We start from the raw sequence: 24,314 nt of genomic DNA, 5'->3' as shown, positions 1-24,314 counted from the left end.
TTTCGGCAGCGGGCATTATGCCTGACCCCATGTCCTCGCCAGATCCCCAATCCCCCATGCCGCAGCCGCTGTTGATCGCTTCGGCCATGGGCGCCTGTCCGCGATGCGGCGCGTCGACGCTGTTCGCGGGGCCCGTTCGCTTTGCCGCTTCGTGCCGGTCCTGTGGGCTGGACTATGGCCAGTTCAATGTCGGGGACGGCCCTGCCGCCTTCCTGACACTGATCATCGGCGCGCTGATGGTGGCGATGGCGCTGATGCTGGAATTGAAGGTCCACCCGCCACTCTGGCTGCACATCCTGCTCTGGACGCCGCTGACCGTCCTGGCCGTGATCGGCAGCCTGCGGGTGGCGAAGGGCGCGCTGCTCATCCTGGAATATCGCAACAAGGCGCGCGAGGGACGGTTGACCGCCGGGGACCGCGAGGCATGAGCCGCCGCCTGCCTCTTGTCCCGACGCTGATTGTCGCGGCGGCGGTGCTGGTGATGATCGGTCTTGGCGTCTGGCAGCTTCAACGCCGGGCGGAGAAGGAGGCGACGCTGAGCCTGGTCGCGGCGAATCCGTCCAAGCCTGCCATCGCCTTTCCCGCCCATCCGCCCGTGCCGCCCGAACTTCTGTTCCGGCGCTCCTCCGCCCACTGCCTTCGCGTCGTCCGTTGGCGCAGCGAAGCCGGGCGGGCCGCCGATGGATCGGTCGGCTACCGCTATATTGCCGAATGCGCGACGGGCATCGAGGGGCCGGGTGTGCTGGTGGCGGCGGGCGTCGCCAGGACGCCGGACGCCAAGCCCCAATGGCAGGGCGGTCAGATGCGCGGCTGGATCGGGGAGGAACCCGATCACCGCTCGCTCCTGTCGCGGATCGGCGGCCGGGCCATGCCCTTGCGGCCCATGCTGATCGCCGGAGAACCGGTGCCGGGTCTCAAGCCGCTGGCGCCGCCCACCGCCGCCGACGTGCCCAACAACCATCTGGCCTATGCCGTGCAATGGTTCTTCTTCGCCGGCATCGCGGCGGTCATCTACCTCCTCGCGTTGCGCAGACGGACGCCGCGACCTTAATGCTTGCCCGAAGGCGCGTCCGGCGTTACCGCGCTACCCCATCATGCACTATGTGAGCACCAGAGGGAGCGCGCCTGCGCTCGGGTTCGAGGATGTGACGCTGGCCGGGCTGGCGTCCGATGGCGGTCTCTATGTGCCGGAAAGCTGGCCCAGCTTCTCCGCAGACCAGATTCGCGCGCTTTCGGGCCTTTCCTATGTCGAAACGGCGGTACGGGTCATGGCGCCTTTCGTCGCCGGATCGCTGGGCGAAGAGGAATTGCGGGAGTTGTGCACCGCCGCCTATGGCCGGTTCAGCCATGACGCGGTGACGCCGCTGGTGCAGCTCAACCACCGGCATTGGCTGCTGGAGCTGTTCCACGGGCCGACGCTGGCGTTCAAGGATGTGGCGCTGCAACTGCTGGGCCAGTTGTTCGAGCGCTTCCTGTCGCGTCGGGACGATCATCTGACCATCGTCGGCGCGACCTCCGGCGACACCGGATCGGCGGCGATCGATGCGGTCGCCGGACGTGAGAAGATCGACATCTTCATGCTGCATCCGGACGGCCGCGTGTCGGACGTGCAGCGGCGGCAGATGACCACGGTGCTGGCGCCCAATGTCCACAATATCGCCATCGACGGCAGCTTCGACGACGCGCAGGCGCTGGTGAAGGCGATGTTCAACGACGCCGGCTTCGCGCGCCGTTTCAACCTGTCGGCGGTGAACAGCATCAACTGGGCCCGGCTGATGGCGCAGGTCGTCTATTATTTCTACGCCGCGGTCCGTCTGGGCGCGCCCGAACGCGCCATCGCCTTCTCCGTCCCCACCGGCAATTTCGGTGATGTGTTCGCGGGCTATGTCGCGGGGAAGATGGGCTTGCCGGTCGCGAAGCTGATGGTCGCGACCAACGTCAACGACATCCTCCACCGCGCGCTGTCGGAGGGTGACTATAGCCAGGGGCAGGTGGTGGCGACCGCCACCCCCAGCATGGACATTCAGGTCAGTTCGAACTTCGAGCGGCTGCTGTTCGACGCGGGCGGGCGCGACGGCAGGGCGCTGGCGGAGCAGATGAAGGGATTCGAGGCGAGCAAGGCGATGCGCCTCACCAATGCGCAGCGGGACGGCGCATCGGCGCTGTTCGCGTCGGCGCGGGTCGATGCCGACGCCATGACCATGGCGATGCGCTGGGCCTATGACGCGGCGGGGCAGGTGATCGATCCGCACAGCGCGGTCGGCCTGGCGGCGGCGCGGGCGATCGACCTCGACCCGGCGGTGCCGGTGGTCACGCTGGCGACGGCGCATGCGGCCAAGTTCCCCACGGCGGTCGAGCGGGCCACGGGAATCCGCCCCTCGCTGCCTTCGCGCGTGGGCGATCTGTTCGCGCGGGAAGAGGCCTATGCCAAGCTGCCCGGCACCTTCGACGCGGTCACGGCCTATGTCGCGGAGCGGGCGACGCCGAGGGGCTGAGGTGAACCTTCAGACCCTCATCGGTGAGCCCTGGCCGGACTATGGCCTGATCGATTCGGGTCATGGGCGGAAGCTGGAGCGCTATGGCCGTCACCGCTTCATCCGGCCGGAGCCGCAGGCGATGTGGGCGCCCGCGCAGGACGATTGGCAGGCCGACGGCGAATTCGTCCCCGGTTCCGACGAGGAGGGCGGCGGGCGCTGGTTCTACGAGCGCCCCGTGCCGGCCGAAGGCTGGCCCCTGCGCTGGAACGAGGTGACGTTTCAGGCGAGTTGCACGCCCTTTCGCCATCTGGGCTTCTTTCCCGACATGGCGCCGGTCTGGGACTGGATGCGCGGCAAGGTCGCGGACAAGGTCAGCGCCGGGGATCAGGCGCAGGTGATGAACCTGTTCGGCTATACCGGCGTCGGCACGCTGGCCATGGCGGCGGCGGGCGCGCAGATGGTGCATGTCGATGCCTCCAAGAAGTCGGTGGCGCAGGCGCGGGCCAACGCCGCGCTGTCGGGGCTGGAGGACCGGCCGGTCCGCTGGATCGTCGACGATGCGGCGAAGTTCGTCGCGCGCGAGGTGCGGCGCGGGCGGCGCTATGACGGCATATTGCTCGATCCCCCCAAATATGGCCGTGGGCCCGATGGAGAGGTCTGGCGGCTGGAGGAGGATCTGCCGGGGCTGATCGCCCATTGCCGGCAATTGCTGGATGCGGACAGCCGCTTTCTGTTCCTGACCGTCTATGCCGTGCGCATGTCGGCGCTGGCCATCGGGGAATTGCTGCGCCAGGCCTTTGCCGATCTGCCGGGCACCGTGGAAGCGGGCGAACTGGCGGTGCGCGAAGAGGCGCGCGGATTGATGCTGCCCACCGCGATCTGGGCCCGGTGGAGCCGCTGAGTCCATTCCGTCATTGGGCGACGGGCGGCTGAAGTTTCTTCCGTCTGCGCGGTCCAGACGTGTCGACCGGCTCCTGCCCGCGCCCGATTTAACGCGGTGCGCTTTAGAAACTGGCCTTCAGCCCGTCGATCACGAACTGAGCGGCCAGTGCCGCCAGCAGGACGCCCAGCAGCCGCGTGATCACCGCTTCGATCTTGGCGCCGAGCAGCGCCATGATCGGCCCCGCCGCCAGCAGCGACCCCAGCATCAGCACCAGCGTCACGACCACCGCGCCGATCACCACCAGCCGCTCGCTCAGCCCTTCCGCCCGTGACATCAGCAGCATGACCGTGGCGATCGAACCCGGCCCGGCGATCATCGGCATCGCCATGGGGAAGACCGAAACATCCTCGACCTCGGGCGTTTCCGCGATCTTCTGGGCCCGGTCCTCTCGCCGCTGGGTGCGCTTTTCGAACACCATGTCCATGGCGATGATGAACAGCATGATCCCACCCGCGATGCGGAAACTGTCCAGCTCTATTCCCAGCACGCCCAGCAACTGCTTGCCCCAGAGCGCGAACAGCAGCAGGATGCCTGCGGCGATGGCCACGGCGCGGATCGCCATGCCGCGCCGCTGGATCTGCGTCGCGCCGGTGGTGAGGCTGGCATAGATCGGCGCGCAGCCCGGCGGGTCGATCACCACGAACAGGGTGACGAAGGCGGAGATGAACAGTTCCGTCATGGCGCCGCGGCCACCCTGTCGTCGATCACCGTTTCATAGCCGGTGCCGTTCCACATGCGCACGGTCACGCGGCGGCTGCCGTCCGGGGCGGCTTCTGCGCTCCAGCTCAGGCTTTCGTCGCCGGGAACCGGCTGTATCCCGCCCGTTTTGCGATCCGGAGGGGGAACGGCCGACCGGGGGCCGTCGCCGGCGCGGCCGCGCTTGCAGGTCGCGACCTTGCCGATGAGGAATTCGGGCGCTTCACGGGCGCTGGCGAGCGTGTCGCCATGGTCCATGATCCATTTCCATTCGCCCTTCCTGTCCCGTTGCCAGATGGTGGTGAAATAGCCGACCGATCCGTCCGGCCGCTTCCAGCCGCCGGTGCTGGCCGCCAGATTGCCGTCGCAGGACACATAGATGGCCGACGGCGTCCAGCTTACCGGGGCGGGCGGATCGGCGCGGCCCTTCAGCCATTGCTTCGCCAGCACCCGCTGCGGCACGAACATCACCGCCTCGTCCGCCGCCGTTGCGCGGAAGGCGGTCCATTGCCCCTTCTGCTGCGCCAGCCGGTTGAAGGCGAGTTCGGCGGCGAACACGGAACTGGGATCGGGTTGATAACGCATGGGCGGGCGCGCGCCCACCAGCGCCGGCAATGTCAGGGCAAGAAGCGCGGCGCGCGCCTTCACAGCCCCTCCGGCTTGGGCAGTCCGGCCCGCGCATGCGCCGCCACCAGCGTATTGCGCAGCAGGACGGCGATGGTCATCGGCCCGACGCCGCCCGGCACCGGGGTGATGGCGCGGACATGCGCCAGCGCCTCGGCCGTGGCGACGTCGCCGACGATCCGGCTCTTGCCGTCATCCGTATCGGTGACGCGGTTGATGCCGACGTCGATCACGGTCGCGCCGGGCCTGATCCACTCGCCCTTCACCATTTCCGCCCGGCCCACGGCGGCGACGACGATGTCGGCGCGATGCACCACCGAGGCGATGTCCCGCGTGCGGCTGTGCGCGATGGTGACCGTGCAATTTTCCGCCAGCAGCAATTGCGCCATCGGCTTGCCCACGATGTTGGAGCGGCCGACGACCACCGCCTCCAGGCCGGAAAGGTCGCCCAGCTCATCCTTCAGCAGCATGATGCAGCCCAGCGGCGTGCAGGGCACCAGCGCCTCCTGCCCGGTGGCGAGCAGGCCCGAATTGACGACATGGAACCCATCCACATCCTTGGCGGGATCGATCGTGCCGATCACCGATGCTTCGTTGATGTGCGACGGCAGCGGCAACTGGACGAGGATGCCGTCCACCCGGTCGTCGGCATTCAGTTCCTCGACCAGGTCCAGCAATTCCTCCTCGCCTATGGAAGCGGGCAGCTTGAACTCCATGCTTTCCATGCCCACGGCGACGGTCATCTTGCCCTTGTTGCGGACATAGACGGAACTGGCCGGGTCCTCGCCCACCAGCACCACGGCCAGACCTGGCTTGCGTCCCGTCTTCGCTATGAAAGCGCCGACCCCGTCCGCGACCTTGCCGCGAAGCGTCTCCGCAAAGGCCTTGCCGTCGATGATCTTGCCGATGGTCATGATGCTTCACCCTGTTCTTCGATAATGGTGGAGAGCCGGCCATAGGCCAACGCTTCACCGCCCCCCTTGATCCGCAGCCGCTTTAGCCGGTTGGTGTCGCCCGATTCCAGCGAAATCGCGCTGCGGGGCCAATCCAGCCGCTTCGCCAGCAGCGCGATCAGCGCCGCATTGGCCTTGCCCTTTTCCGGCACGGCGCGGACGCGGGCGCTCAGCCACGCCGCGCCCCTGTCGTCCGTCCAGACGCCGCCGACCTCCTCCCGCGTCGCGCCCGGCGTCAGGCGGACGGAGAGGAGGAGATCGTCGCCGTCCCGGCTCCAGACCGTCACACCAGCCCGAACAGCGGCGGCAATATGGCCTGGCGGATGATGAGAATGCCCAGCAGCACGACCATGGGCGACAGGTCGAGCGCGCCCAGGTCCGGCAGCACCCGGCGGATGGGATTGTAGATGGGCGCCGTCATCCGATCCAGCGCGACCATCACGGTGCGCACGAAATCATTAGAGAGATTGACGACGTTGAAGGCGATCAGCCAGCTCATGATGGCCTGGATGATGATGATCCACCACAGCACATCGAGCAGGATGACGATGATCTGATAGAGGGCGTAGGCCATGCGATCTCCGAATTGATGGGCATTCGCTCTAGAGCGATTTCAAGCCGGATGGAACATCAGACGGCCCGGAAATCGCGGAAAGCAAAGCCGATGGAGCCGAGGGGATGCCCGCATCGCCAGCGCGGTGGGGGATTATTCCACCAGATGCAAGGCCCGTTCGGCCAGCGGCATGGATTTCGCCAGCCCCGCCGCTATACCCCGCCCCATGGAATTTCGCGACGCCACGCCTGAGGACGCTCCCCTGATCGCCGCCTGCCATGTGGCAAGCTGGCGCAGCGCCTATGCGCATTTCATGGACCCGGCCTATCTGGCGGGCGGGATCGAGGCGGAGCGGTTGGCGCATTGGAGGCGGCGGCTGGCCGAAGCAGCGCCCACACAGCGGATCATCGTCGTGGAAGAGGAGGGGCGGCCGGTCGGCTTCGCCTGCCTGGTCGGCGCGGATCATCCGCGCTGGGGCACGCTGGTCGACAATCTGCATGCCCTGCCGGACGCCAGGGGCAAGGGGCTGGGCAGCGCCTTGTTGGCCGAGGCGGCCCGATGGTCGCTGGAGCATTTCCCCGGAAGCGGCCTGTACCTCTGGTGCTATGCCGACAATCATGCGGCGAGGGGATTTTATGGGCATCGCGGCGGGCTGGTGGTGGAAAATACGGCCAAAGCCGGTCCCGATGGGCGCACCTTGCCGGAGCAGCGCTATCATTGGGCCGATCCGGCGCTGCTTCTCAAGGGACGTTGAAGAGGCAGATGAGTGTGCTCCTGCGCGGGCGGGAGCACATGGCCTTACCGTCCGATCACCGGTGCACCAACGTGCCCGCACCGCGATCGGTGAAGATTTCCAGCAGCATCGCATGCGGCACCCGGCCGTCGAGGATGACGGCGGCGTCCACCCCGCCTTCCACCGCACGGACGCAGGTTTCCAGCTTCGGGATCATGCCGCCGCTGATGGTGCCGTCCTCCTCCAGTCCCTGGATCGCCGCCGGGTCGAGATCGGTCAGCAACTGGCCCTGCTTGTCCAGCACGCCCGCCACGTCGGTGAGGAGGAAGAAGCGCGCCGCCTGCAATTCCGCCGCTATGGCGCCCGCCATGGTGTCGGCATTGACATTGTAGGTGTGCCCGTCCGCGCCGATGCCTACCGGCGCGACCACCGGAATGATCCCGTTCTGCGTCAGCGTGTCGAGGATGCTGCGGTCGACCCGCACCGGATCGCCGACAAAGCCCAGGTCGACATTGCGTTCTATGCCGGAATTGGGGTCCGCCTCCCGCTTGCCCAGCACCTTTTCGCAGAGGACCAGGCCGCCATCCTTGCCCGAAATGCCCACCGCGCGGCCGCCAGCGCCGGAGATCCAGCCCACGATCTCCTTGTTGATCGATCCGGCCAGCACCATTTCCGCGATCTGCGCGGTTTCCTTGTCAGTGACGCGCAGGCCGCCGACGAACTGCGATTCGACGCCCAGCTTCTTCAGCATCGCGCCGATCTGCGGTCCGCCGCCATGGACGACGACGACATTGATGCCGACCGCCTTCATCAGCACGACATCCTCCGCGAAATCGCGCGCCGCCTCCGGATCGCCCATGGCATGGCCGCCATATTTCACGACGAAGGTCTTGCCCGCATATCGCTGCATATAGGGCAATGCTTCGACGAGGGTTTCGGCCTTGGCGAGGAGCGCCGGATCGGGGGCGTGCTTGCTGTTCATGCGCGGGCGCATAGGGCACTATGCGCCCAGCCGCAAGCTAACGATCCAGCCGCCGCCCCAGCGCGACCAGCGCATAGATGACGGGCGGCACCAGCAGCGCCGACAGCGTGATCTTCGCCAGCATCTGGCCCAGCAGCAGCTCTCCGATCGGGAACACGCCGTAAAAGGCGATGGAGACGAAGAGCAGGGTATCCGCGATCTGCGACAATATGCTTGCGACCGCGGCGCGCAGCCAGAGCAGGCGGCTGCCCTCCCGCCCCTTGAGCGCGGCGAAGAGGGTGACGTTCAGCGTCTGTGAAATGCCATAGGCGATGATCCCGCCCAGCCAGATGCGCGGCGTGCCGCCCATCATCAGCGCGAAGGCGTCGCGCCTTGCCGGGTCCATGTCGCTGGCGGCGGGCACGGACAGCACGACGATGGACAGCAATATGGAGGCGATCAGCGGCAGGAAGCCCACCTGCACCAGCCGGTTGGCGACGGCGCGGCCATGCAGTTCCGCCACGGCGCTGGAAATCGTCACCAGCAGCAGGAAGGCGAATATGCCTGCCTCCACCGCCAGCGGACCAAGGCCGAACCAGGGACCGATGGCGGACAGCGGCCCCAGCGTCACCTGCTTGTTGCCGAGCACGCCCGCAATGCAGACCATGCCGCCATAGAAGATCGAAAAGACGAAAAGCGAACGCGCAATGGGCGCGGGATGCGAAGCCATTGCCGGCACTTACCGGGGTTTCGGCGGAGTGGGAAGTGCTTAGAAGGCGGGGCAGCTTCCGTTCGCCCGTTCAGCTCTCCAAAGCGCCCTTGGCGGCGCGCAGCCCCGCCTTGCCGTTCCGCGCGAGTGTGCGCTTCAACGCTTCCGGGCTTGGCGCGACGAGGAAGCCGAAGCTGACGCAGCCCTGTTTCGTCTCCACCGCATGGTGCAGGCGATGGGCCTGGACGATCCGCTTCATATAGGCGGAGCGGGGGACGTGGCGATGGCCGATGCGGCGATGGACGATGATGTCGTGGAAGCCGAGATAGATGGCGCCATAGGCCGCGATGCCGGCGCCCATCGCCGTCGCCCAGTCGCCCCACTGCCACTGCACGCCGCCCAGCAGCAGCAGGATGGAGGGCATGGCGAAGATCACGAAATAGAGGTCGTTCGCTTCCCAGCGGCCGGTGCGTTCCCGATGGTGGCTGGCGTGCAGGAACCAGCCCGGCCCGTGCATCACCCAGCGATGCATGACATAGGCGAAGCCCTCCATCGCGACGACTGTCGCGAGGAAGATGAGGATGAGCGAAAGGGCGGTCATCGGCGCATTATAGGTTGCGACCTGCATGCAGGCGAGCTGCAAAGGACAAAAAAAGGCCGCGACCGAAATGGATCGCGGCCCTTCGTAACTTGTCGTGCGATCAGAAGGACGCGGTAACCGAACCTACCACGCCGCCCCTGGCGGCATCGCGGAAGTTGCCAGCGCCAGCATTCGGCCGGAAATGGGTGTCGGTGTCCACATAGCTGACGCCGAAGGTCAAATGGCTCCAGGTGTAGGTCGCGCCGATGCTCCAGTCGGTATAGCCTTTGCCGACGGGAACGAGATAGCTCGGCCCGAAGCTGTGGCCCAGATGTGCCGACACGCCCAGCGGGGAATTCGGAATGCTGGCCGACAGGTCACCGGCAAGGTACAGATTGTCTTCCTTGTGAACGCCGTCGACGGTGAGCGCCTTGGCCTTGGGAGCATAGTTGGCGGTCAATTTGGCGGTCGCCGGGCCGAAGGTGCCCTTGATCGATGCATAGGGCTCGACGAAGTCGGTGTTGCCGCCGCCCGAGCCGGGATAGTAATAATAGAGTACGCCGACATCGAACGTGGCCGCGCCGACGGTCTTGGAGTAACCGGCGATCAGGTCAAGTTCCTGATCGCTGCCAGCGGCGACATAGTCATCGATCGAGCTGCCCCAGGTCGAGACGTAGAAGCCCGAACTGTGCGTCACGGTGAGGCCGCCCTGCAATGCGAAGCGCTTGTCCGTCTGCGAAATGCCGCGGAAGCGATAATCCGTGACCACGGCAGCGTTGCCGGTCACGGTGAGATCCGGAGTGGGCTCGTCCTGAGCGAAGGCCGGTGCCGACATGGCGGCAAGGGCAAGGGCCGAGAGGCCGAGTATGGACTTACGCATATGATTTCCCCTTGATGGTATCTGCGATCGTCCCACCTGCGTCATGGTCCCGGATCTCTATCGCCCTGCACGGGATGGACCGGGTTGCCTCAACGAAGGAGGGATGCCTTTCCCCGCTGCGGCGCACAAGATTTTATTGCTGGTCGATGAAGTTTGCTGCTGTAATGTTGCTGGTCTGCAACAAAATCAGGCATGATTATGGCACCGGGCGCGGCCGCGCACGGTTTTCGCCGCAATTCGGGACTGGCCGGCTAGGGGAAAAGGGGCGCTGAATCCCGCGCCGCGTGAATGACGCGCTGCGGATAGGGGATGGTGATGCCATGTTCGCGGAACAGCAGCCAGAGCCGGCCGAGCACATCGGACTTCACATTGCCGACGCCGCTTTCCGGGTCGCTGATCCACACCAATATGTCATGTTCGACCCGGTTCTCGCCAAAGGCGGTGAGCCAGACATTGGGCTTGGGATTGCGGAGCACGCGGGGGCTTTCCTGCGCGGCGCGCAGCATCAGTTCCTGCGCCAGCTTCAGGTCGCTGTCATAACCGATGCCGACGGGGATGCGGACGCGGACGTTGCGGTCGGAATAGGACCAGTTCTCCACCTCCTGCGTCATCAGGTTTTCGTTCGGGATCAGATGTTCCTTGCCGTCGCGGGTGATGACGCTGACGGCGCGCACGCCGATCTTGTTCACCCAGCCGAAGCTGTCGCCCACGACGATGACGTCGCCCGGCTTGATCGATCGGTCCATCAGCAGGATGATCCCGGCGATCAGATTGCCGAAGGTCTTCTGCAGGCCGAAACCCACGGCCAGCCCCAGCGCGCCGGAGAAGACGGTGAAGGCGGTGAGGTCTATCCCCAGCAGGTCGACGCCGATGAAGAAGGCGGCGACGACCACGACGATGGCGGCCAGCTTCTGCGCCAGCAGCTTCTGCGTGGCGTCCAGTCCATGGGCGCGGCTGATGCTGCGTCCGACGATGCGGTTGGCCAGGCGGACCAGGGCGAACAGCGCGACGCAGATCGCGGCCATGCTGACCAGCCCGAGCAGGGTGACGCGCCGCCTGCCGAGGTCGAGGCCCACGCCGTCCAGCATGTCCGCCACCGGGGCGAAGCCGCCGCTGCTGCCGGAAAGGACCATCACGAACAGCAGCAGGGCGATCGGCAGCACGGCAAGGCGCGCTATGGCGAGGCTGCGCAATATGTGGACGGCCAGCAGCGAGAGGGACAGGGCGAGCGCGGCGCTCAGGATCAGATGGGCGAAGTCCCCGATCGGCCAGAAGGCGACGGCCAGGGCCATGACGAGGGCGGCGATGGCGTGGCGCAGGATCGGGCGCAGATGCCCCGCCAGCGCCTCCCCCAGGGCGCGGAAGCGGTGGCGCAGGCGCGGCGAGGCGAACCGGGCGACGGCGCTGGCGACCAGATGGATGGCGACGGCCAGCGCCAGCGCGACCAGGGGATGGACGATGGCGGGATCGCCCGGCAACAGGGACAGGAGATCGGGCAAGCCCGGCGTCATCCGCGCATGGCCCGGAAGCGGGCAAGGCCCGCGTCGAGATCGGCTATCAGGTCGTCGCTGTCCTCCAGCCCGATCTGGAGCCGGACGAGCGGCCCCTCCGCCTGCCAGGCGGTGGCGGTGCGGTAGCGCGCAGGATCGACGGGCAGGGCCAGGCTTTCGAAGCCGCCCCAGCTATAGCCGATGCCGAAATGGGCGAGACCGTCGATCAGGGCGGCGCGGGCCTTTTCATCGCCGCCCTTGAGGACGAAGCTGAACAGGCCGCTGGAGCCGGTGAAATCGCGTTGCCACAGGGCATGACCGGGGCAGGAGGGCAGGGCCGGGTGGAGGACGCGGGCGACATCGGGCTGCTGCGACAGCCATTGCGCGATGCGCAGGGCGCTCGCCTGGTGCTGGTTGAGGCGGACGCCCAGGGTGCGCAGGCCCCGCGCGGCGAGCCAGGCGTCGTCGGGGCTGGTCATCTGGCCGAACAGATAGGCGGTCTGGCGGATTTTCGGGAAGAAGGCTGGGGTGGCCGTCACCGATCCGATCATCACATCGCTATGGCCGACGATATATTTGGTGCAGGCGAGGATGCTGATGTCGACGCCATGGCTGAGCGCCGGGAAGAACCAGGGCGTGGCCCAGGTGTTGTCGATCAGGGTCGCCACGCCCCGGTCGCGGGCTATGGCGGTGATGGCGGGAACGTCCTGCACCTCGAAGGTCAGGCTGCCGGGGCTTTCCAGGAAGATGGCGCGGGTGGCGTCGGTGATGAGGTCCGCGATCCCGGCGCCCACGGCCGGGTCGTAATAGACCGTCTCTATGCCGAGCGGACGCAGCATCTGCTCGCAGAAATTGCGGGTCGGATCATAGGCGCTGTCGACCATCAGGAGCTGGTCGCCGGGTTTCAGCACCGCCATCAGCGCGCAGGCGATGGCCGCCACGCCCGATGGGTAGAGCATGGTGCCTTCGGCGCCCGGCTCCATTTCGGTGAGGGCGTCCGACAGGCTCCATGCCGTTGGCGTGCCCTTGCGCCCGTAGAACAGGCGTTCATGCGTGCTGCGCCCCGCCGCGCTGCGCAGATGCGCGACATCGTCGTAGAGAATGGTGGAGGCCCGCCACACCGGCGGGTTGACGATGCCGCCGGGCTGGCCCGGCATGCCCGTCCATTCGGGCTTGCGGCCTGCCTGTGCGATCTGGGTCAGGGGCTTGCGGTCGCGCCGCTTGTCGGCATCCTGGCTCATGCGGCGGGGCCGGTCGCTTTCGGCGTGGCCGGGTCCAGCCCCCATTCGGACCAGCTTCCGTCATAGAGGGTGACGTCGGTCTTGCCGAGCAGTTCGAGGCCCGCGAGCAGGATCGCCGCCGTCACGCCGCTGCCACAGCTCGTGATGATCGGACGGTCGAAATCGGTCCCGGCGTCCAGGAACAGGCGGCGAAGGTCCTCGCCCCGCTTCATGCTGTTGTCGGCATGATAGAAGGCGGAGGAGGGAATGTTGCGGCTGCCCGGAATATGGCCCGACGCCATGCCGGGGCGGGGCTCCTTCTCCTCCCCCGTGAAGCGTGCCGCGCCGCGTGCGTCGAGCACCTGTTCGGCCTGGCTTTCGAGGTTGGCGAGAAGATCCTCCTTGGTGCGGACCTGCCCGACGGCGCGTTTCGCAACGGCATTGCCGGGCGGTGGCGCCGGCATGCCGCTTTCCGTCGGCCGTCCCTCCGCCAGCCATTTGGGCAGGCCGCCGTCGAGGATCGCCGCGCCCTTGCCCACGCCATAGAGGCGCATCATCCACCAGCCGCGCGCCGCGCTGTGGGTGGGGCTGTTGTCATAGACGACGATCCGGCTGTCCGCGTCGATGCCCAGCCGGCGGCAGCGCTCCGTCATGAAATCGTCGGTCGGCAGCATGCCGGGGCGCGGATCTTCCGCGTCGGCCAGGCTTGGCAGGTCGAGGAACGCGGCGCCGGGGATATGGACGGCCTCGAACTCGGCCCCGGGATCGCGGGGCACGCCGGGAAGGAACAGGCTGGCGTCGACGATCCGGAGGTCGGGCTTGCCCAATTCTCCCTCAAGCCAGTCGGTCGATACCAATATGTCCATGCGTGCCCTTGCTCCCTCGCTCGTTCGGCCACCTGCATGGGTGGCGCAGAGCCATTCTAGGAGCGGCGGGCGGAGGTGGGAAGGGCCGATTGGCCTTAGCTGGAGAGGTTGAGCGCGGTCGCGCGGCTGCCGGGGGTGCGGTATTGGCGCGGGCCAAGGTCAAGGCGGAAGGGGGAGAGGCGCTCGACCGGGGGCGATTGTTCTTCCCCGACGATGAAGACGCTGCCGCTGCGTCCCGTGCCTTCGCGGTCGCCCGTCCAGCTATAACGGGCGTCGAAGGCGATCAGCGGGATCAGCAGGGCCCGCTGGCCCATGGGGATGGCGGCGATCGCCTGTGCGTCCAGGCGCATTTCCCCGCTGAGCTTCTGCGTCTCGCCGGGCGCGATGGATACCACCGAATGGACGGGGAGGCCGGTTTCGCCCGCGAAGAATGGCTGGAACAGCGCCTGTTGCTGCGCATCGGCATTGGCGATCAGGCTGCGGACGAGGATGTCCTCCGCCGTGCGGCTGCCGCGATTGTGGAGCGTCAGCCGGTAGGCGATGGTCGCGCCCAGCAATGTCAGGCGGGCGGCCTGCACGTCCATGGCGAGATCGATCCATGGGCGGTCGGCATCGTCGGGCGCGGGCTTGGGTTCGGGCGGGGCAGGCATTGCCCTGGCTTGCGGCGGGGGTGTAGCCGGCACGGGCGGCGGCGCGGCTTCGGCTTCGTAGGGCGGTTCCTCCGCCGCGCCCTGCTTGCGGCGGCGCAGCCGGAAGCGGGCTCCGATCAGCAGGACGGCGGCGACCGCTGCGGCGGCGGCGATCCAGGGCCATGTGGGGGCGGGGGGCTGCTGAGGCGGGCCCAGCGGCGCCGGCGTCGGGCTGGGGACGGTGGCGTTGTCGGCAGGGGGGAGGCTCTGGTTTTCGATGGGGGATGGCGGCGGAGGCGTCTCCGCGGGGGCGGGTTTTTCGGCCGGGGTCTGGCTCTGCGGTGCAGCTTGCGGTGCAGCTTGCGGCGCGCGCTCCGGCCGGGAGGATGGCCGGGTGGGCTGGCTTTGCGGCTGCGGCTGGGCAGGCGCCGGGGCGGCGATGGGCGGAAGCTGGATCGTCGGCGCGACGACCGGCGGCGGCGTCACCGTGGTGGGCGCGCCACGAAACACGTCCAGTTCCGGCCCCTGTGCATTGGGATTGGTCTGGGTCTGCGGCTGGGTGCGAGGCAGGTTGAAGACCGGATCGGCGCTATTTTCCTGCTGGGCGAGGGCAGGCGTGGCCAGCAGCAGCGGCGCGGCGAACAGAAGCGAGAAGCGGAACCCCATGGGTGGCAGCCAAGGCATCCGCCCAAGTGAACCCGCCATGAACGAAAGGCAAGAGAGGCGCGGCGATGACATCTGCCGTGCAATGGCGTAGATGGCCTGCCATGACTGACATGCCGACTCCACTTCATCTGGGCCAGGCCAGTGCCTTGCCTGCGCGTCCCGAAGACGCCGTGCTCGACTATGTGCCCAATCCCCGGCCGGGAAAGCCCTATCTGGTGCGCTTCACCGCGCCGGAATTCACCTCGCTCTGCCCAGTGACGGGGCAGCCGGACTTCGCCCATCTGGTGATCGACTATGCGCCCGCCGCAACCATCGTCGAATCGAAGTCGCTGAAGCTGTTCCTGGGCTCCTTCCGCAACCATGCCGCCTTCCATGAGGATTGCACGGTCGGGATCGGGGAGAGGCTGTTCGCGGAGATGAACCCGATCTGGCTGCGCATCGGCGGATACTGGTATCCGCGCGGGGGCATTCCCATCGATGTGTTCTGGCAATCGGGCGAGCCGCCGGCGGGGCTATGGCTGCCGTCGCAGGATGTGCCGGGCTATCGCGGGCGGGGTTGAGCCGCCCTTGTCGTCATGTCAGCGAAAGCTGGCATCTCAGGAGGCAATGCGTGACCGCGAGGCGAAGCTGGACCTATATCATGACAAACAAGCCCCGTGGCGTGTTGTATGTAGGGATTACCACCAACCTTGCCGTTCGCGTCGATCAGCACCGTCGCGGCATGGGTTCGGATTTCTGTCGCAAATATAATCTGCATCGGCTGGTGCTGGCCGAGGAGCATGGCCGGGTCGATGACGCCATCGCCCGGGAGAAGGCGCTGAAGGCCTGGAAGCGGGATTGGAAGCTTCAGTTGATCGAGCAGAGCAATCCTGAGTGGCGGGATTTGTCCGACTTCATCGCGTAGCGGCCTGAGATCCCAGCTTTCGCTGGGATGACGAAGCTCTTTGTTTGACAAACGAACAACAACATTCGACCAACGACATCATCGGTGGGACGCCCGGCTTGACCGGTGAAGCGAAAGGGGCGATCCCCCTGTCATCCTGGCGCGAAGCTTTTGCCGCGCCGTTCCAACCTGTCGGAGTTGCGAACCTCATGTCCTTTTCGAAGATCCTTCCGCTGATGCTGGCGGCCGCGCCGCTTGCCATGGCGATGCCGGCGCTGGCGCAGACGGCGCCTGCCGGACCCGCCGCGGGCGTGACCACCCAATTGCCCCGTGGCGCCGCGCCAAGCCATTATGCCATCACCGTCACCCCCGATGCGGCCAATCTGAAGTTCACGGGCAAGACGACCATCGACGTCACCGTGACGCAGGCGATGCCTGCGCTGGTGCTGAACGCCGCCGACCTGACGGTGAGCAGCGTCACCCTGACTCCCGCAAAGGGCAAGGCGGTAAAGGGAACCGCGAAGATCGACGCCGACGCGCAGACCGTCACCTTCGACTTCGGCAAGCCGGTCCAGCCGGGCAGCTACAAGCTTGCCATCGACTATGCGGGGATCATCAATACGCAGGCGAATGGCCTGTTCGCGCTCGATTATACCGACAATGCGGGTCAGGCGAAGCGCGCCCTCTTCACCCAGTTCGAGGCGCCCGACGCCCGCCGTTTCGTGCCGAGCTTCGACGAGCCGAGCTACAAGGCGACCTTCGACCTTTCCGCCGTCATCCCCGCCGACCAGCTTGCGGTCAGCAACATGCCGGTCAAGGGCAGCAGCGACGCCGGATCGGGGAAGAAGCTGGTGACTTTCGGCACCAGCCCCAAAATGTCCTCCTATCTGCTGTTCTTTGGTCTGGGCGAACTGGAGCGCGCCACCAAACAGGCGGGCGCGACCGAGGTCGGCGTGATCACCGGCAAGGGGAATACGGGGAAGGCGCAACTCGCGCTCGACGCTTCGGCGGCGATCCTGCCTTATTATAACGACTATTTCGGCGTGCCCTTCCCGCTGCCCAAGCTGGACAATGTCGCCGGGCCGGGACAGAGCCAGTTCTTCTCCGCCATGGAGAATTGGGGCGCGATCTTCACCTTCGAACGCGCGCTGCTGGTCGATCCGCGCTTCACGTCGGAAAGCACGCGGCGGACCATCTATTCCATCGTCGCGCATGAAATGGCGCACCAGTGGTTCGGCGATCTCGTCACCATGGCCTGGTGGGACGACCTCTGGCTGAACGAGGGTTTCGCAAGCTGGATGGCGACCAAGGTCACGGACAAGCTCAACCCCGAATGGGAAATGCTGCTTTCCCGCGTCAATGGCCGCGAGCGGGCGATGAGCCTCGATTCGCTGGCGACGACCCACCCGATCCTCCAGAAGATCCACACCGTCGATGAGGTGAACCAGGCGTTCGACGACATCACCTATGAAAAGGGTGAGGCGGTCATCACCATGCTGGAGGGCTTTGCCGGGGAGGATGCGTGGCGATCGGGCATCCGCGCCTATATGAAGCAGCATGCCTATGGGAACACCGTGACCGACGACCTCTGGAAAGCGGTCGAGGGCGCGGGCGCCAAGGGCGTGGTGGGCATCGCGCATGATTTCACCAGCCAGCCGGGCATTCCGCTGGTGAAGGTGGACAGCGCCCAGTGCCAGGGCGGTTCGACCATCCTGTCGCTTTCGCAGGGCGAGTTCAGCCGCGATCGCAAGGACAAGGTGCCGCTCAAATGGAATGTGCCGGTGATGGCCCAGGCTATCGGTCAAGCGGGCGGCGGGGCGCAGCAGCGGCTGATCCTCAATGGCTCGGCGCAGGTCACGCTGCCGGGCTGCGGCGCCTATATCATCAATGCGGGGCAGACGGGCTATTATCGCTCGCTCTATCCGGAGGCGAATGTGAAGGCCCTTGCGAAGGACTTCACCAAGCTCGCCTCCATGGACCAGATCGGCCTGCTGGCGGACAATTTCCAGCTTGGTCTGGGCGGCTATCAGCCCATGGGACTGGCCCTCGACCTGATCGACGCCGTGCCCGCGACGGCCAGCCCCGCCGTGCTGGCGGAGGTGCCGGACTATCTCGACAGCGCCCATATGATGCTGGAGAGCGACAAGGCCGCGCAGGCGCGGGTTGCCGCCTATGCCTCGAAAAAGCTGAGCCCTGTGTTGGCGACCGTCGGTTTCGACGCCAGGCCGGGCGAGAATCCGCAGGTGCCGGTCCTGCGGTCGGCGCTGGTGTCGACGCTGGGCGGCATGGGCGACAAGGCCGTGGTGGCGGAGGCGAACAGGCGCTTCGCCGCGCTGGCCGGCAATCCGGCGGCGCTGGACGGGCCGCTGCGCAATGTCTGGCTGCGGATCATTGCCGAGAATGCCGACGCCGCGACCTGGGACAGGCTGCGCGCCATGGCCAATGGGGCGAAGACGGACCTCGAAAAGAGCACGGTCTTCGCGCTGCTGGGCGTCGCCAAGGATGAGGCGCTGGCGAAGAAGGCGCTGGACCTCGCCATGACGGACGAGCCGGGCAAGACGACCAGCGCGGCGATCATCTCCGCCGTGGGCGGGGAGCATTCGATGCTTGCCGTCGACTATGTGCTGGCGCACCGCCAGCAATATGAGGCGATGATCGACGTGTCGGCGCGGAGCCAGGCGATTGCGCGGCTGGGCGGCAACTCCGCCGATCCGGCGATGGTGACGAAGCTGGACGCCTATGCGACCCAATATCTGACGCCGGAATCGCGCAAGGTGGTGGATCGCTCCATCGCCGCGATCAAGACGCGGATCGAGACGCGGGCGCGGCTGAAGCCTGCGCTGCTCGCCTGGTTCGCCAGGAAGTGAGATGGGGGGCGGTGGAGCGATCCACCGCCTTTTTTTGGTCCTCCCCATCTTTCGATGGGGAGGAATTCTTACAGCAACCGCCGCTCGAACGCGCCGCGTTCCAGTTCCTCCCGGAAATCGGGATGGGCGATCCCGATCAGCGCGCGGGCGCGTTCCGACAGCGTCTTCCCCTTCAGGTCGACCCAGCCATGTTCGGTGACGACGATGTGGGTGTCGGTGCGCGGCGTCGTGACGGGGCCGTCGAGCCATGGCACGATCCGCGAGACCGTCCCCTTGGCCGCCGTCGAGTGGCAGGCGATGATCGACCGGCCGCCTTTCGACGCATAGGCGCCGCGCACGAAATCGAGCTGGCCGCCGGTGCCGCTATATTGGCGGCCGTTCATATATTCGGAGTTGCAGGCGCCGCTGAGGTCCACCTGAATCGTGGCGTTGACTGAAATCACCCTGTCGTTCTGCGCGATGATGTGCGGCGCGTTCACATGCTCGACCGGATGCGCCTCCAGCGCCGGATTGTCGTGCAGGAAGTCGTAAAGGCCCTGGTCGCCCATGGCGAAGGTGAAGACCGAGCGGCCGGGATGGATTTTCTTGCCGCTGTTGTCGACCACGCCGGCCTTGATCAGGCCGACGAGGCCGGGCGTGAGCAGTTCGGTATGGATGCCGAGGTTCCGATGATCCATCAGCGCGGCGCAGACCGCGTCCGGCACGGCGCCGATGCCCATTTGCAGGCAGGCGCCGTCCTCCACCATGCCGGCGATGATCGCGCCGATGGCATCGTCATTGGGCGTGCGCGGAAGGGGCGGAATCTGCACCAGGGGGACATGGTTTTCCACGATGGCCGTGACCGCCGAGAGCGGAATTTTGCAGTCGCCATGGACATAGGGCATGGCGGGATTGACCTCCACGATCAGCCGCGCGCCGCTGCGCGCGACCATCAGTGCGTAATCGGTGTTGGTGCCCAGGCTGAAGCAGCCGTCGGCATCCATGGGCGAAACGGTGACGAACAGCGTATCGACGCGCAGATGCTCGGTCAGGATGCGCGGTATCTGGTGGAATTGCACAGGAAGGGTTTCGACCAGGCCTTGCGCGCTGCCGGCGCGCAGGGCGTCGTTCCCCCGTTCGACGCCACCGTGGAACAGGCTGACATGGCGGATGCGGTCGTGAAGGTCGGGCGCGAGGATGGACTCGCTGGCCGCGGCGCAGGCGAGCATGCAGTAAAGCGTGCCGCCGGTGAGATCGCCCGAGCGGACGCGGACGGCCAGCGCATCCATCAGCGCGGGCGGGTAGCTGACGCCGAGACCGACGACCATCTTCGCGCCGTCCGGGACCAGTGCGGCCGCCTCAGCCGCCGACATGGTCCTGGCGCGATATTTTTCTGTGATGGGCATCCTTCTCTCCCCGGCTTTCGGGGGATTGTCGCGCCGTTGGCGCGGGAGTGCAATGGCGACGAAAGTAGGGGGGCGTCTTGCTTGCACGCCCCCTGCGCAAGCCGGGGAAGCTTTCAGCGGGCGAGGCCGAGCGCCCGGACGATGTCGTCCCATGCGACCAGCTTGAAATTCTGGGCCGCGGTTGCATTGTGGCCGTCCTGCGCCACGAACAGGCCGCCGGGATAGTCCGGCCCGAAATCGCCCAGCATCAGGTCGATGCCGTCGGTTTCCTCCGACCCGCCTATGGCGCCGTCGACCACGCGGAAGCGGCCGGCATAGCTGTGGTCGCTCAGGCGATAGGCGACATAGGCATTGTCCCCCTGGCTGGAGACGAGGACATAGCCGTCCTTCTCGCCCATCGGCGCGATGGCGACGCCTTCGGCATCCATGACGAGGTTCCTGCCGTCCGCCGCGGCGATCCTGGCGGGCGTCGCGGACCCGCCGGCGCGGGCATCGAAGCGCCAGAGGCCGACATCCTCCTCCGCCACATAGGCCATGCCGGTGCGGTCATCCACCGCGCAGCCCTCCGCCTGGGAGCCAAGCTTCAAGGTCCGGACGATGCTGCCCCTGGGCGTGGCGTCGGACATGTCGAGCGCGACCTGGTTCACCGTGCCGTCCTTCAGCACGACGAAGGCGTAGGTCGCACTCGCCGCGCGATAGAGGCAGACGCCATAGGCTTCGCCCCGCCCGGCATCGACCTTGCCGAGCGCCGAGAGTTTCGCGGTGGCGGGATCGAGGCGGAACAGGGCCAGCTTCGCATGGGCAAGGTCGTTGCGATCGCTGGCGGCCACCAATATACCGCTTTGACCGGCGATCCCCACACCGTCCCGCAGGTCGACATTGTTGACCCGGCCCGCGTCGAGAAAGTCGCGGGTCTTGCCGTCCAGCCCATAGACATAGAGCCCCGCCTTCTTGTCGGTGCCCACGATCAGGCTTTGCCCTGGATCGGCGGCGTTGCGCCAGATCGCCGGATCGTCCGCCGCGTCGGCATTGGGGGTGCCGACCGGGGCGGTTTCCCCGCGCGCGGTGACGGTCGCGGCTGGAGTGGCGTTGGCGATGCGCTGGGCCAGCGGGCGTTCGGGCGCTGGCGCGGCGCAAGCGGCGAGCAGAAGAGTCGCGCAAAGGGCGACGGATAAAGGTCTCGTCATGAAGTTCCCCCGTTCGCGGCGCCTCTTGGACGCGCTTCATGACGATGATGTGACAGGCACAGCCGGAATATCGCCCGGCATGTCACTGTTCTGTCACCATAATTTCACGCGATTGTATTCCCGCCGATCTAGGTGCCCCGCCAAGCCTATTCGACAAGGCCGTTCCAACAGGGGGATCATATGCAGCATAGTTTCATCCGGCAGCGCGCCGGCGTGCCGTCCGTTCGTCTGGCTCTGGCCTGCGGCATAGCCGGTTGGGCCCTGGCGTCGACCCAAGCCATGGCGCAGGTTCCTGCCGCGGAAGAGGATATGGGAGCGATCGTCGTCACCGGCACCCGCCCGATCGCTGAATCCGAAGCCGCCGCGCTGGAAATCCAGAAGAACTGGGACTCGCTGGTCACGGTCGCCGCATCCGATTCCGTGGGCCGCCTGCCCGACCAGAATATCGCCCAGGCCGCCAGCCGTCTGCCGGGCATCAGCGTCGAGCGCGACCAGGGCCAGGCCCGCTACATCAACCTGCGCGGCGCGCCCAAGACCTGGACCACCCTGTCGTTCGACGGCATCAATGTGGTGAGCCCCGAGGGTCGCGACGCCCGCTTCGATTCCATCCCGTCCGCCATTGCCGGCAAGATCATCGTGTCCAAGGCGGTGACGCCCGACATGCCGGGCGAGACGGTCGCGGGCAATGTGAACGTCATCACCCGTTCGGCCTTCGACTATGACGGCTTCCATCTGGCGGGGAAGGGCGGCCTTGGCTTTGCCGAACTGGGCGACAAGAAGGAATATGAAGGCGCGCTGGTCGTTTCCGACCGATTCCAGACGGGCATCGGTGAAATCGGCGTGCTGCTGTCAGGCAGCTATTATGAGCGCAACATGGTCACGGACAATTTCGAGACCGACTATGAGCGGGTGTCGCAGGACCAGCGCCCCGGCAACGCCACCCGCTTCTGGGCGCATGAGGCGGAGAACAAGCTGTACCGCCTGACGCGCAAGAACTGGTCGGTTTCGGGCCGGGTCGACTGGAAACCGGACGAGGCCAACAGCATTTCGCTGCGGTCGGTCTACACCATCTTCACCGACGATGAAGCGCGGGACAATTACCGCTTCGACCTGGACGACCGCCAGTCGGACCTGTCGAACGGCTCGGCCGCCTGTCCGACCGCGGTGAACACCACGCCGACCACCACCGGCTATGCGGATGTCTGCATCGGCAACACGCCGCAGAAGGGCACGATCTATGGCATCGACATCCGCCAGCGCTCGACCCTGCGCGCTTTCCGCCAGTCGATCTTCACCAACACGCTGGCGGGCGATCATGAATTTGCCGATGGCTGGAAGCTGAGCTGGGTCGGCAACTACACCGAATCCAAGGACGACCGATCGATCGTCGGCGAAGCGACCTGGGACAGCCCCAGCACGCGCACGCTGCGGCCGACCGTGGCCTATGACTTCAGCGATCCCAATCTTTCGCGCCTGACGCTCTACCGCACGCTGCAACTCGCCAGCCCGACGCGCTACACGGCGGGCGCGCAGGTCACGGCGGTCGACGATTTCACCAAGCCGCTTTCAGGCTTCACCGTCCTCGACGCGGTGGACACGACCAAGGCCTATACCGGCCGCCTGGTTGTGGCGCGCGAGCTGGAGCATGCGACATTGAAGGCGGGGTTCCAGTATGACCGCCGCACCAAGACCGCCGACGAGCAGCAGATCACGCTGAATGCCGCGCAGGCCGCGACCGTCCTGCCGACCGACTACAACCAGTTCTCGATCGACCGGAAGTTCCTGGGCAAGATCCCCATGGGCTACACCTTCCGCTATTTCGATACCGACAAGATGCGGGCGGCTTCCGAAGCGGCGCAGGCGGCTTATGCCTTCGCACCCAACACCGGAAACAACTACAGGGTACGGGAAGAGGTGCTCGCCGGCTTCCTGATGGGCACTGTCCACTACGACTGGGGCTCGGTCGTGGGCGGCGTGCGTGTCGAGCATGTCAAGAACCATGGCTTTGCGATCGCCACGGTCACGCCTGTCAGCGGACCGGCGGTTTCCACGCCGGAAACGCGGGAATCCAGCCAGACGCTGGCATTCCCCAGCCTGCACATCAATTACAATATCGACGACAGCAAGAAGCTGCGCTTCTCCTTCAACAGCGGTGCGGCGCGCGCCGATTATGATCAGATGCGGCCGAACTTCGTCGTGAACGACAGCGACCGCGTGATTTCGGGCGGCAACCCCGATGTGAAGCCGGAACGGGCCTATGGCGTCGATACCTATTTCGAATGGTATGTGAAGCCTCAGGGCTATTTGATGGTCGGCCTGTTCTACAAGCATGTCGAGGACGTGCTGTATAATCAGCGGCGCACCTATGGCCTGACCGACCTCAATTCCGGCGGGATCGACCGCTCCGACTATGGCTACACCCGTATCACCAATGGCGGTTCGGGCCGCATCTATGGCATGGAAGCCGCCGCGCAGCTCCAGCTCGAACCCTGGACGGAGAATCTGGGTCTTCCTTCCTTCATGGGCGGCTTCGGTATTTCGGCCAATCTTACCCTCAATGACAGCAAGGTCGAAAAGCCTGCCGTCGAGGGCATTCCGGCGCGCAAAGTGCGCCTGCCGGGCACGTCCGACTTCGTCTACAATATCGGCGGATATTATGAGAAATACGGCCTGTCGATCCGCCTGCAATATCAGAACCGCAGCAAATGGCTGGACACGGTTTCCGATACGCTGGCGGACGCTGGCGACACTTATTGGGACTCGGACGACGAGCTGGATTTCTCGGCGCGCTATGCGATCACGAAGAATTTCGAGATTTACTTCGACGCCTCGAACCTGCTCAACCATCCCGGCCGCCGCTTCTCCGACCCGGGCAGCCTGCTGCGTGCCAGCGGCGTGCAGGCGCCCGACAGCAGCAACCAGACGATCGAGTGGGAACGCTTCGGCCGTCGCTATACGGGCGGCATCCGGTTCAACTTTTGATCCGGCGGAGGCTTGAGGGAGAGGGGGCGG

General features: G+C 66.3%; 24 protein-coding genes. 9 read left to right on the top strand and 15 right to left on the bottom strand.

Annotation, left to right across the window (positions count from 1 at the left end):
• The first annotated feature begins 29 nt into the window (after nt 1-29).
• From A8G00_RS16640 to A8G00_RS16625, 4 genes are read left to right on the top strand one after another with little or no spacing between them, the layout of a single operon-like run.
• Nucleotides 30-428 carry a DUF983 domain-containing protein gene (locus A8G00_RS16640; protein WP_238320052.1) on the top strand — a complete coding sequence of 133 codons (399 nt, stop codon included), beginning with the start codon at nt 30-32 and terminating at the stop codon, nt 426-428.
• Nucleotides 425-1,051, top strand: coding sequence for an SURF1 family protein (locus A8G00_RS16635; RefSeq protein ID WP_044661410.1), 627 nt, complete (start codon nt 425-427; stop codon nt 1,049-1,051). The genes A8G00_RS16640 and A8G00_RS16635 overlap by 4 nt, the downstream gene beginning before the upstream one ends.
• Nucleotides 1,052-1,094: 43 nt before the next feature.
• Entirely contained in the window at nt 1,095-2,495 is a 1,401-nt protein-coding gene (gene thrC, locus A8G00_RS16630; RefSeq protein WP_103001199.1) for a threonine synthase, read from the top strand.
• A 1-nt stretch (nt 2,496) separates the two neighbouring features.
• Nucleotides 2,497-3,378, top strand: a complete 882-nt coding sequence (locus A8G00_RS16625; protein WP_044661412.1) for a class I SAM-dependent methyltransferase — start codon at nt 2,497-2,499, stop codon at nt 3,376-3,378.
• 103 nt (nt 3,379-3,481) lie between these two features.
• Here A8G00_RS16625 and A8G00_RS16620 read toward each other — a convergent pair whose 3' ends face one another.
• From A8G00_RS16620 to A8G00_RS16600, 5 genes are read right to left on the bottom strand one after another with little or no spacing between them, the layout of a single operon-like run.
• Complete coding sequence (locus A8G00_RS16620; RefSeq protein WP_025549344.1) at nt 3,482-4,099, bottom strand: MarC family protein; 618 nt, start codon at nt 4,097-4,099, stop codon at nt 3,482-3,484.
• Nucleotides 4,096-4,764, bottom strand: a complete 669-nt coding sequence (locus A8G00_RS16615; protein ID WP_044661413.1) for a hypothetical protein — start codon at nt 4,762-4,764, stop codon at nt 4,096-4,098. The genes A8G00_RS16620 and A8G00_RS16615 overlap by 4 nt, the downstream gene beginning before the upstream one ends.
• Nucleotides 4,761-5,654 carry a bifunctional methylenetetrahydrofolate dehydrogenase/methenyltetrahydrofolate cyclohydrolase FolD gene (gene folD / locus A8G00_RS16610; RefSeq protein ID WP_044661414.1) on the bottom strand — a complete coding sequence of 298 codons (894 nt, stop codon included), beginning with the start codon at nt 5,652-5,654 and terminating at the stop codon, nt 4,761-4,763. Before folD ends, A8G00_RS16615 begins: the two co-directional genes overlap by 4 nt.
• Nucleotides 5,651-5,980, bottom strand: coding sequence for a DUF167 family protein (locus tag A8G00_RS16605; protein ID WP_025549347.1), 330 nt, complete (start codon nt 5,978-5,980; stop codon nt 5,651-5,653). The genes folD and A8G00_RS16605 overlap by 4 nt, the downstream gene beginning before the upstream one ends.
• Entirely contained in the window at nt 5,977-6,267 is a 291-nt protein-coding gene (locus A8G00_RS16600; RefSeq protein WP_007688568.1) for a YggT family protein, read from the bottom strand. The genes A8G00_RS16605 and A8G00_RS16600 overlap by 4 nt, the downstream gene beginning before the upstream one ends.
• A 169-nt stretch (nt 6,268-6,436) precedes the next feature.
• On the opposite strand from A8G00_RS16600, the gene A8G00_RS16595 reads away from it, so the two are divergent.
• The gene (locus A8G00_RS16595) at nt 6,437-7,000 is read left to right on the top strand and encodes a GNAT family N-acetyltransferase (protein ID WP_253258021.1); all 564 of its coding nucleotides are present in this window, start codon (nt 6,437-6,439) and stop codon (nt 6,998-7,000) included.
• 55 nt (nt 7,001-7,055) lie between these two features.
• Here A8G00_RS16595 and argB read toward each other — a convergent pair whose 3' ends face one another.
• The 8 genes from argB to A8G00_RS16555 all read right to left on the bottom strand — a co-directional run bounded on the left by argB (nt 7,056) and on the right by A8G00_RS16555 (nt 14,980).
• Nucleotides 7,056-7,973: an acetylglutamate kinase gene (argB, locus tag A8G00_RS16590; protein ID WP_044661416.1), complete on the bottom strand. Its 918-nt coding sequence runs from the start codon at nt 7,971-7,973 to the stop codon at nt 7,056-7,058.
• A gap of 25 nt (nt 7,974-7,998) precedes the next feature.
• On the bottom strand, nt 7,999-8,670 hold the full coding sequence (locus tag A8G00_RS16585; RefSeq protein WP_044661417.1) for a queuosine precursor transporter: 672 nt from the start codon (nt 8,668-8,670) through the stop codon (nt 7,999-8,001).
• Between the two features lie 70 nt (nt 8,671-8,740).
• Nucleotides 8,741-9,250 carry a sterol desaturase family protein gene (locus A8G00_RS16580; RefSeq protein ID WP_044663002.1) on the bottom strand — a complete coding sequence of 170 codons (510 nt, stop codon included), beginning with the start codon at nt 9,248-9,250 and terminating at the stop codon, nt 8,741-8,743.
• Nucleotides 9,251-9,350: 100 nt separating this feature from the next.
• Complete coding sequence (locus A8G00_RS16575; protein WP_044661418.1) at nt 9,351-10,109, bottom strand: TorF family putative porin; 759 nt, start codon at nt 10,107-10,109, stop codon at nt 9,351-9,353.
• Between the two features lie 251 nt (nt 10,110-10,360).
• Complete coding sequence (locus A8G00_RS16570) at nt 10,361-11,620, bottom strand: mechanosensitive ion channel family protein (RefSeq protein ID WP_044661419.1); 1,260 nt, start codon at nt 11,618-11,620, stop codon at nt 10,361-10,363.
• Nucleotides 11,617-12,840, bottom strand: a complete 1,224-nt coding sequence (metC, locus tag A8G00_RS16565; RefSeq protein WP_044663003.1) for a cystathionine beta-lyase — start codon at nt 12,838-12,840, stop codon at nt 11,617-11,619. The genes A8G00_RS16570 and metC overlap by 4 nt, the downstream gene beginning before the upstream one ends.
• Nucleotides 12,837-13,685, bottom strand: a complete 849-nt coding sequence (locus A8G00_RS16560; RefSeq protein ID WP_044661420.1) for a sulfurtransferase — start codon at nt 13,683-13,685, stop codon at nt 12,837-12,839. Before A8G00_RS16560 ends, metC begins: the two co-directional genes overlap by 4 nt.
• 95 nt (nt 13,686-13,780) lie before the next feature.
• Entirely contained in the window at nt 13,781-14,980 is a 1,200-nt protein-coding gene (locus A8G00_RS16555) for a hypothetical protein (protein WP_103001198.1), read from the bottom strand.
• Nucleotides 14,981-15,081: 101 nt separating this feature from the next.
• On the opposite strand from A8G00_RS16555, the gene queF reads away from it, so the two are divergent.
• From queF to A8G00_RS16540, 3 genes are all read left to right on the top strand, one after another.
• Nucleotides 15,082-15,540: a preQ(1) synthase gene (gene queF, locus A8G00_RS16550; protein ID WP_025549356.1), complete on the top strand. Its 459-nt coding sequence runs from the start codon at nt 15,082-15,084 to the stop codon at nt 15,538-15,540.
• Between the two features lie 80 nt (nt 15,541-15,620).
• Nucleotides 15,621-15,884: a GIY-YIG nuclease family protein gene (locus tag A8G00_RS16545; protein WP_037482640.1), complete on the top strand. Its 264-nt coding sequence runs from the start codon at nt 15,621-15,623 to the stop codon at nt 15,882-15,884.
• A gap of 188 nt (nt 15,885-16,072) precedes the next feature.
• Entirely contained in the window at nt 16,073-18,730 is a 2,658-nt protein-coding gene (locus A8G00_RS16540) for a M1 family metallopeptidase (protein ID WP_044663004.1), read from the top strand.
• 68 nt (nt 18,731-18,798) lie between these two features.
• Here the strand turns inward: A8G00_RS16540 and A8G00_RS16535 are convergent, their stop codons facing one another.
• Entirely contained in the window at nt 18,799-20,115 is a 1,317-nt protein-coding gene (locus tag A8G00_RS16535) for an acetyl-CoA hydrolase/transferase family protein (RefSeq protein ID WP_044661422.1), read from the bottom strand.
• A 113-nt stretch (nt 20,116-20,228) separates the two neighbouring features.
• Nucleotides 20,229-21,302: a phytase gene (locus A8G00_RS16530; RefSeq protein WP_044661423.1), complete on the bottom strand. Its 1,074-nt coding sequence runs from the start codon at nt 21,300-21,302 to the stop codon at nt 20,229-20,231.
• A gap of 180 nt (nt 21,303-21,482) precedes the next feature.
• Here A8G00_RS16530 and A8G00_RS16525 point away from each other — a divergent pair, with 180 nt between their 5' ends.
• Nucleotides 21,483-24,284, top strand: coding sequence for a TonB-dependent receptor (locus tag A8G00_RS16525; RefSeq protein ID WP_044661424.1), 2,802 nt, complete (start codon nt 21,483-21,485; stop codon nt 24,282-24,284).
• The last annotated feature ends 30 nt before the right edge of the window (nt 24,285-24,314 follow it).

The organism is Sphingobium sp. SA916 (assembly GCF_002894065.1).
GTDB classification, from domain to species: Bacteria; Pseudomonadota; Alphaproteobacteria; order Sphingomonadales; family Sphingomonadaceae; genus Sphingobium; species Sphingobium fuliginis.
Note: the sequence above shows the minus strand (reverse complement) of the source record. Positions and strands in the feature narration are given on the sequence as shown.

Bases quoted from the DNA above. Each gene is read 5' to 3' on its own strand.
- A8G00_RS16585 (WP_044661417.1), bottom strand. From the start codon at position 8,670: ATGGCTTCGCATCCCGCGCCCATTGCGCGTTCGCTTTTCGTCTTTTCG.
- A8G00_RS16600 (WP_007688568.1), bottom strand. From the start codon at position 6,267: ATGGCCTACGCCCTCTATCAGATCATCGTCATCCTGCTCGATGTGCTG.
- A8G00_RS16525 (WP_044661424.1), top strand. From the start codon at position 21,483: ATGCAGCATAGTTTCATCCGGCAGCGCGCCGGCGTGCCGTCCGTTCGT.
- A8G00_RS16580 (WP_044663002.1), bottom strand. From the start codon at position 9,250: ATGACCGCCCTTTCGCTCATCCTCATCTTCCTCGCGACAGTCGTCGCG.
- A8G00_RS16570 (WP_044661419.1), bottom strand. From the start codon at position 11,620: ATGACGCCGGGCTTGCCCGATCTCCTGTCCCTGTTGCCGGGCGATCCC.
- thrC (WP_103001199.1), top strand. From the start codon at position 1,095: ATGCACTATGTGAGCACCAGAGGGAGCGCGCCTGCGCTCGGGTTCGAG.
- A8G00_RS16575 (WP_044661418.1), bottom strand. From the start codon at position 10,109: ATGCGTAAGTCCATACTCGGCCTCTCGGCCCTTGCCCTTGCCGCCATG.
- A8G00_RS16545 (WP_037482640.1), top strand. From the start codon at position 15,621: ATGACAAACAAGCCCCGTGGCGTGTTGTATGTAGGGATTACCACCAAC.
- queF (WP_025549356.1), top strand. From the start codon at position 15,082: ATGACTGACATGCCGACTCCACTTCATCTGGGCCAGGCCAGTGCCTTG.
- A8G00_RS16635 (WP_044661410.1), top strand. From the start codon at position 425: ATGAGCCGCCGCCTGCCTCTTGTCCCGACGCTGATTGTCGCGGCGGCG.
- A8G00_RS16560 (WP_044661420.1), bottom strand. From the start codon at position 13,685: ATGGACATATTGGTATCGACCGACTGGCTTGAGGGAGAATTGGGCAAG.
- A8G00_RS16640 (WP_238320052.1), top strand. From the start codon at position 30: ATGTCCTCGCCAGATCCCCAATCCCCCATGCCGCAGCCGCTGTTGATC.
- argB (WP_044661416.1), bottom strand. From the start codon at position 7,973: ATGCGCCCGCGCATGAACAGCAAGCACGCCCCCGATCCGGCGCTCCTC.
- A8G00_RS16535 (WP_044661422.1), bottom strand. From the start codon at position 20,115: ATGCCCATCACAGAAAAATATCGCGCCAGGACCATGTCGGCGGCTGAG.
- folD (WP_044661414.1), bottom strand. From the start codon at position 5,654: ATGACCATCGGCAAGATCATCGACGGCAAGGCCTTTGCGGAGACGCTT.
- metC (WP_044663003.1), bottom strand. From the start codon at position 12,840: ATGAGCCAGGATGCCGACAAGCGGCGCGACCGCAAGCCCCTGACCCAG.
- A8G00_RS16595 (WP_253258021.1), top strand. From the start codon at position 6,437: ATGGATTTCGCCAGCCCCGCCGCTATACCCCGCCCCATGGAATTTCGC.
- A8G00_RS16620 (WP_025549344.1), bottom strand. From the start codon at position 4,099: ATGACGGAACTGTTCATCTCCGCCTTCGTCACCCTGTTCGTGGTGATC.
- A8G00_RS16540 (WP_044663004.1), top strand. From the start codon at position 16,073: ATGTCCTTTTCGAAGATCCTTCCGCTGATGCTGGCGGCCGCGCCGCTT.
- A8G00_RS16555 (WP_103001198.1), bottom strand. From the start codon at position 14,980: ATGGGGTTCCGCTTCTCGCTTCTGTTCGCCGCGCCGCTGCTGCTGGCC.
- A8G00_RS16530 (WP_044661423.1), bottom strand. From the start codon at position 21,302: ATGACGAGACCTTTATCCGTCGCCCTTTGCGCGACTCTTCTGCTCGCC.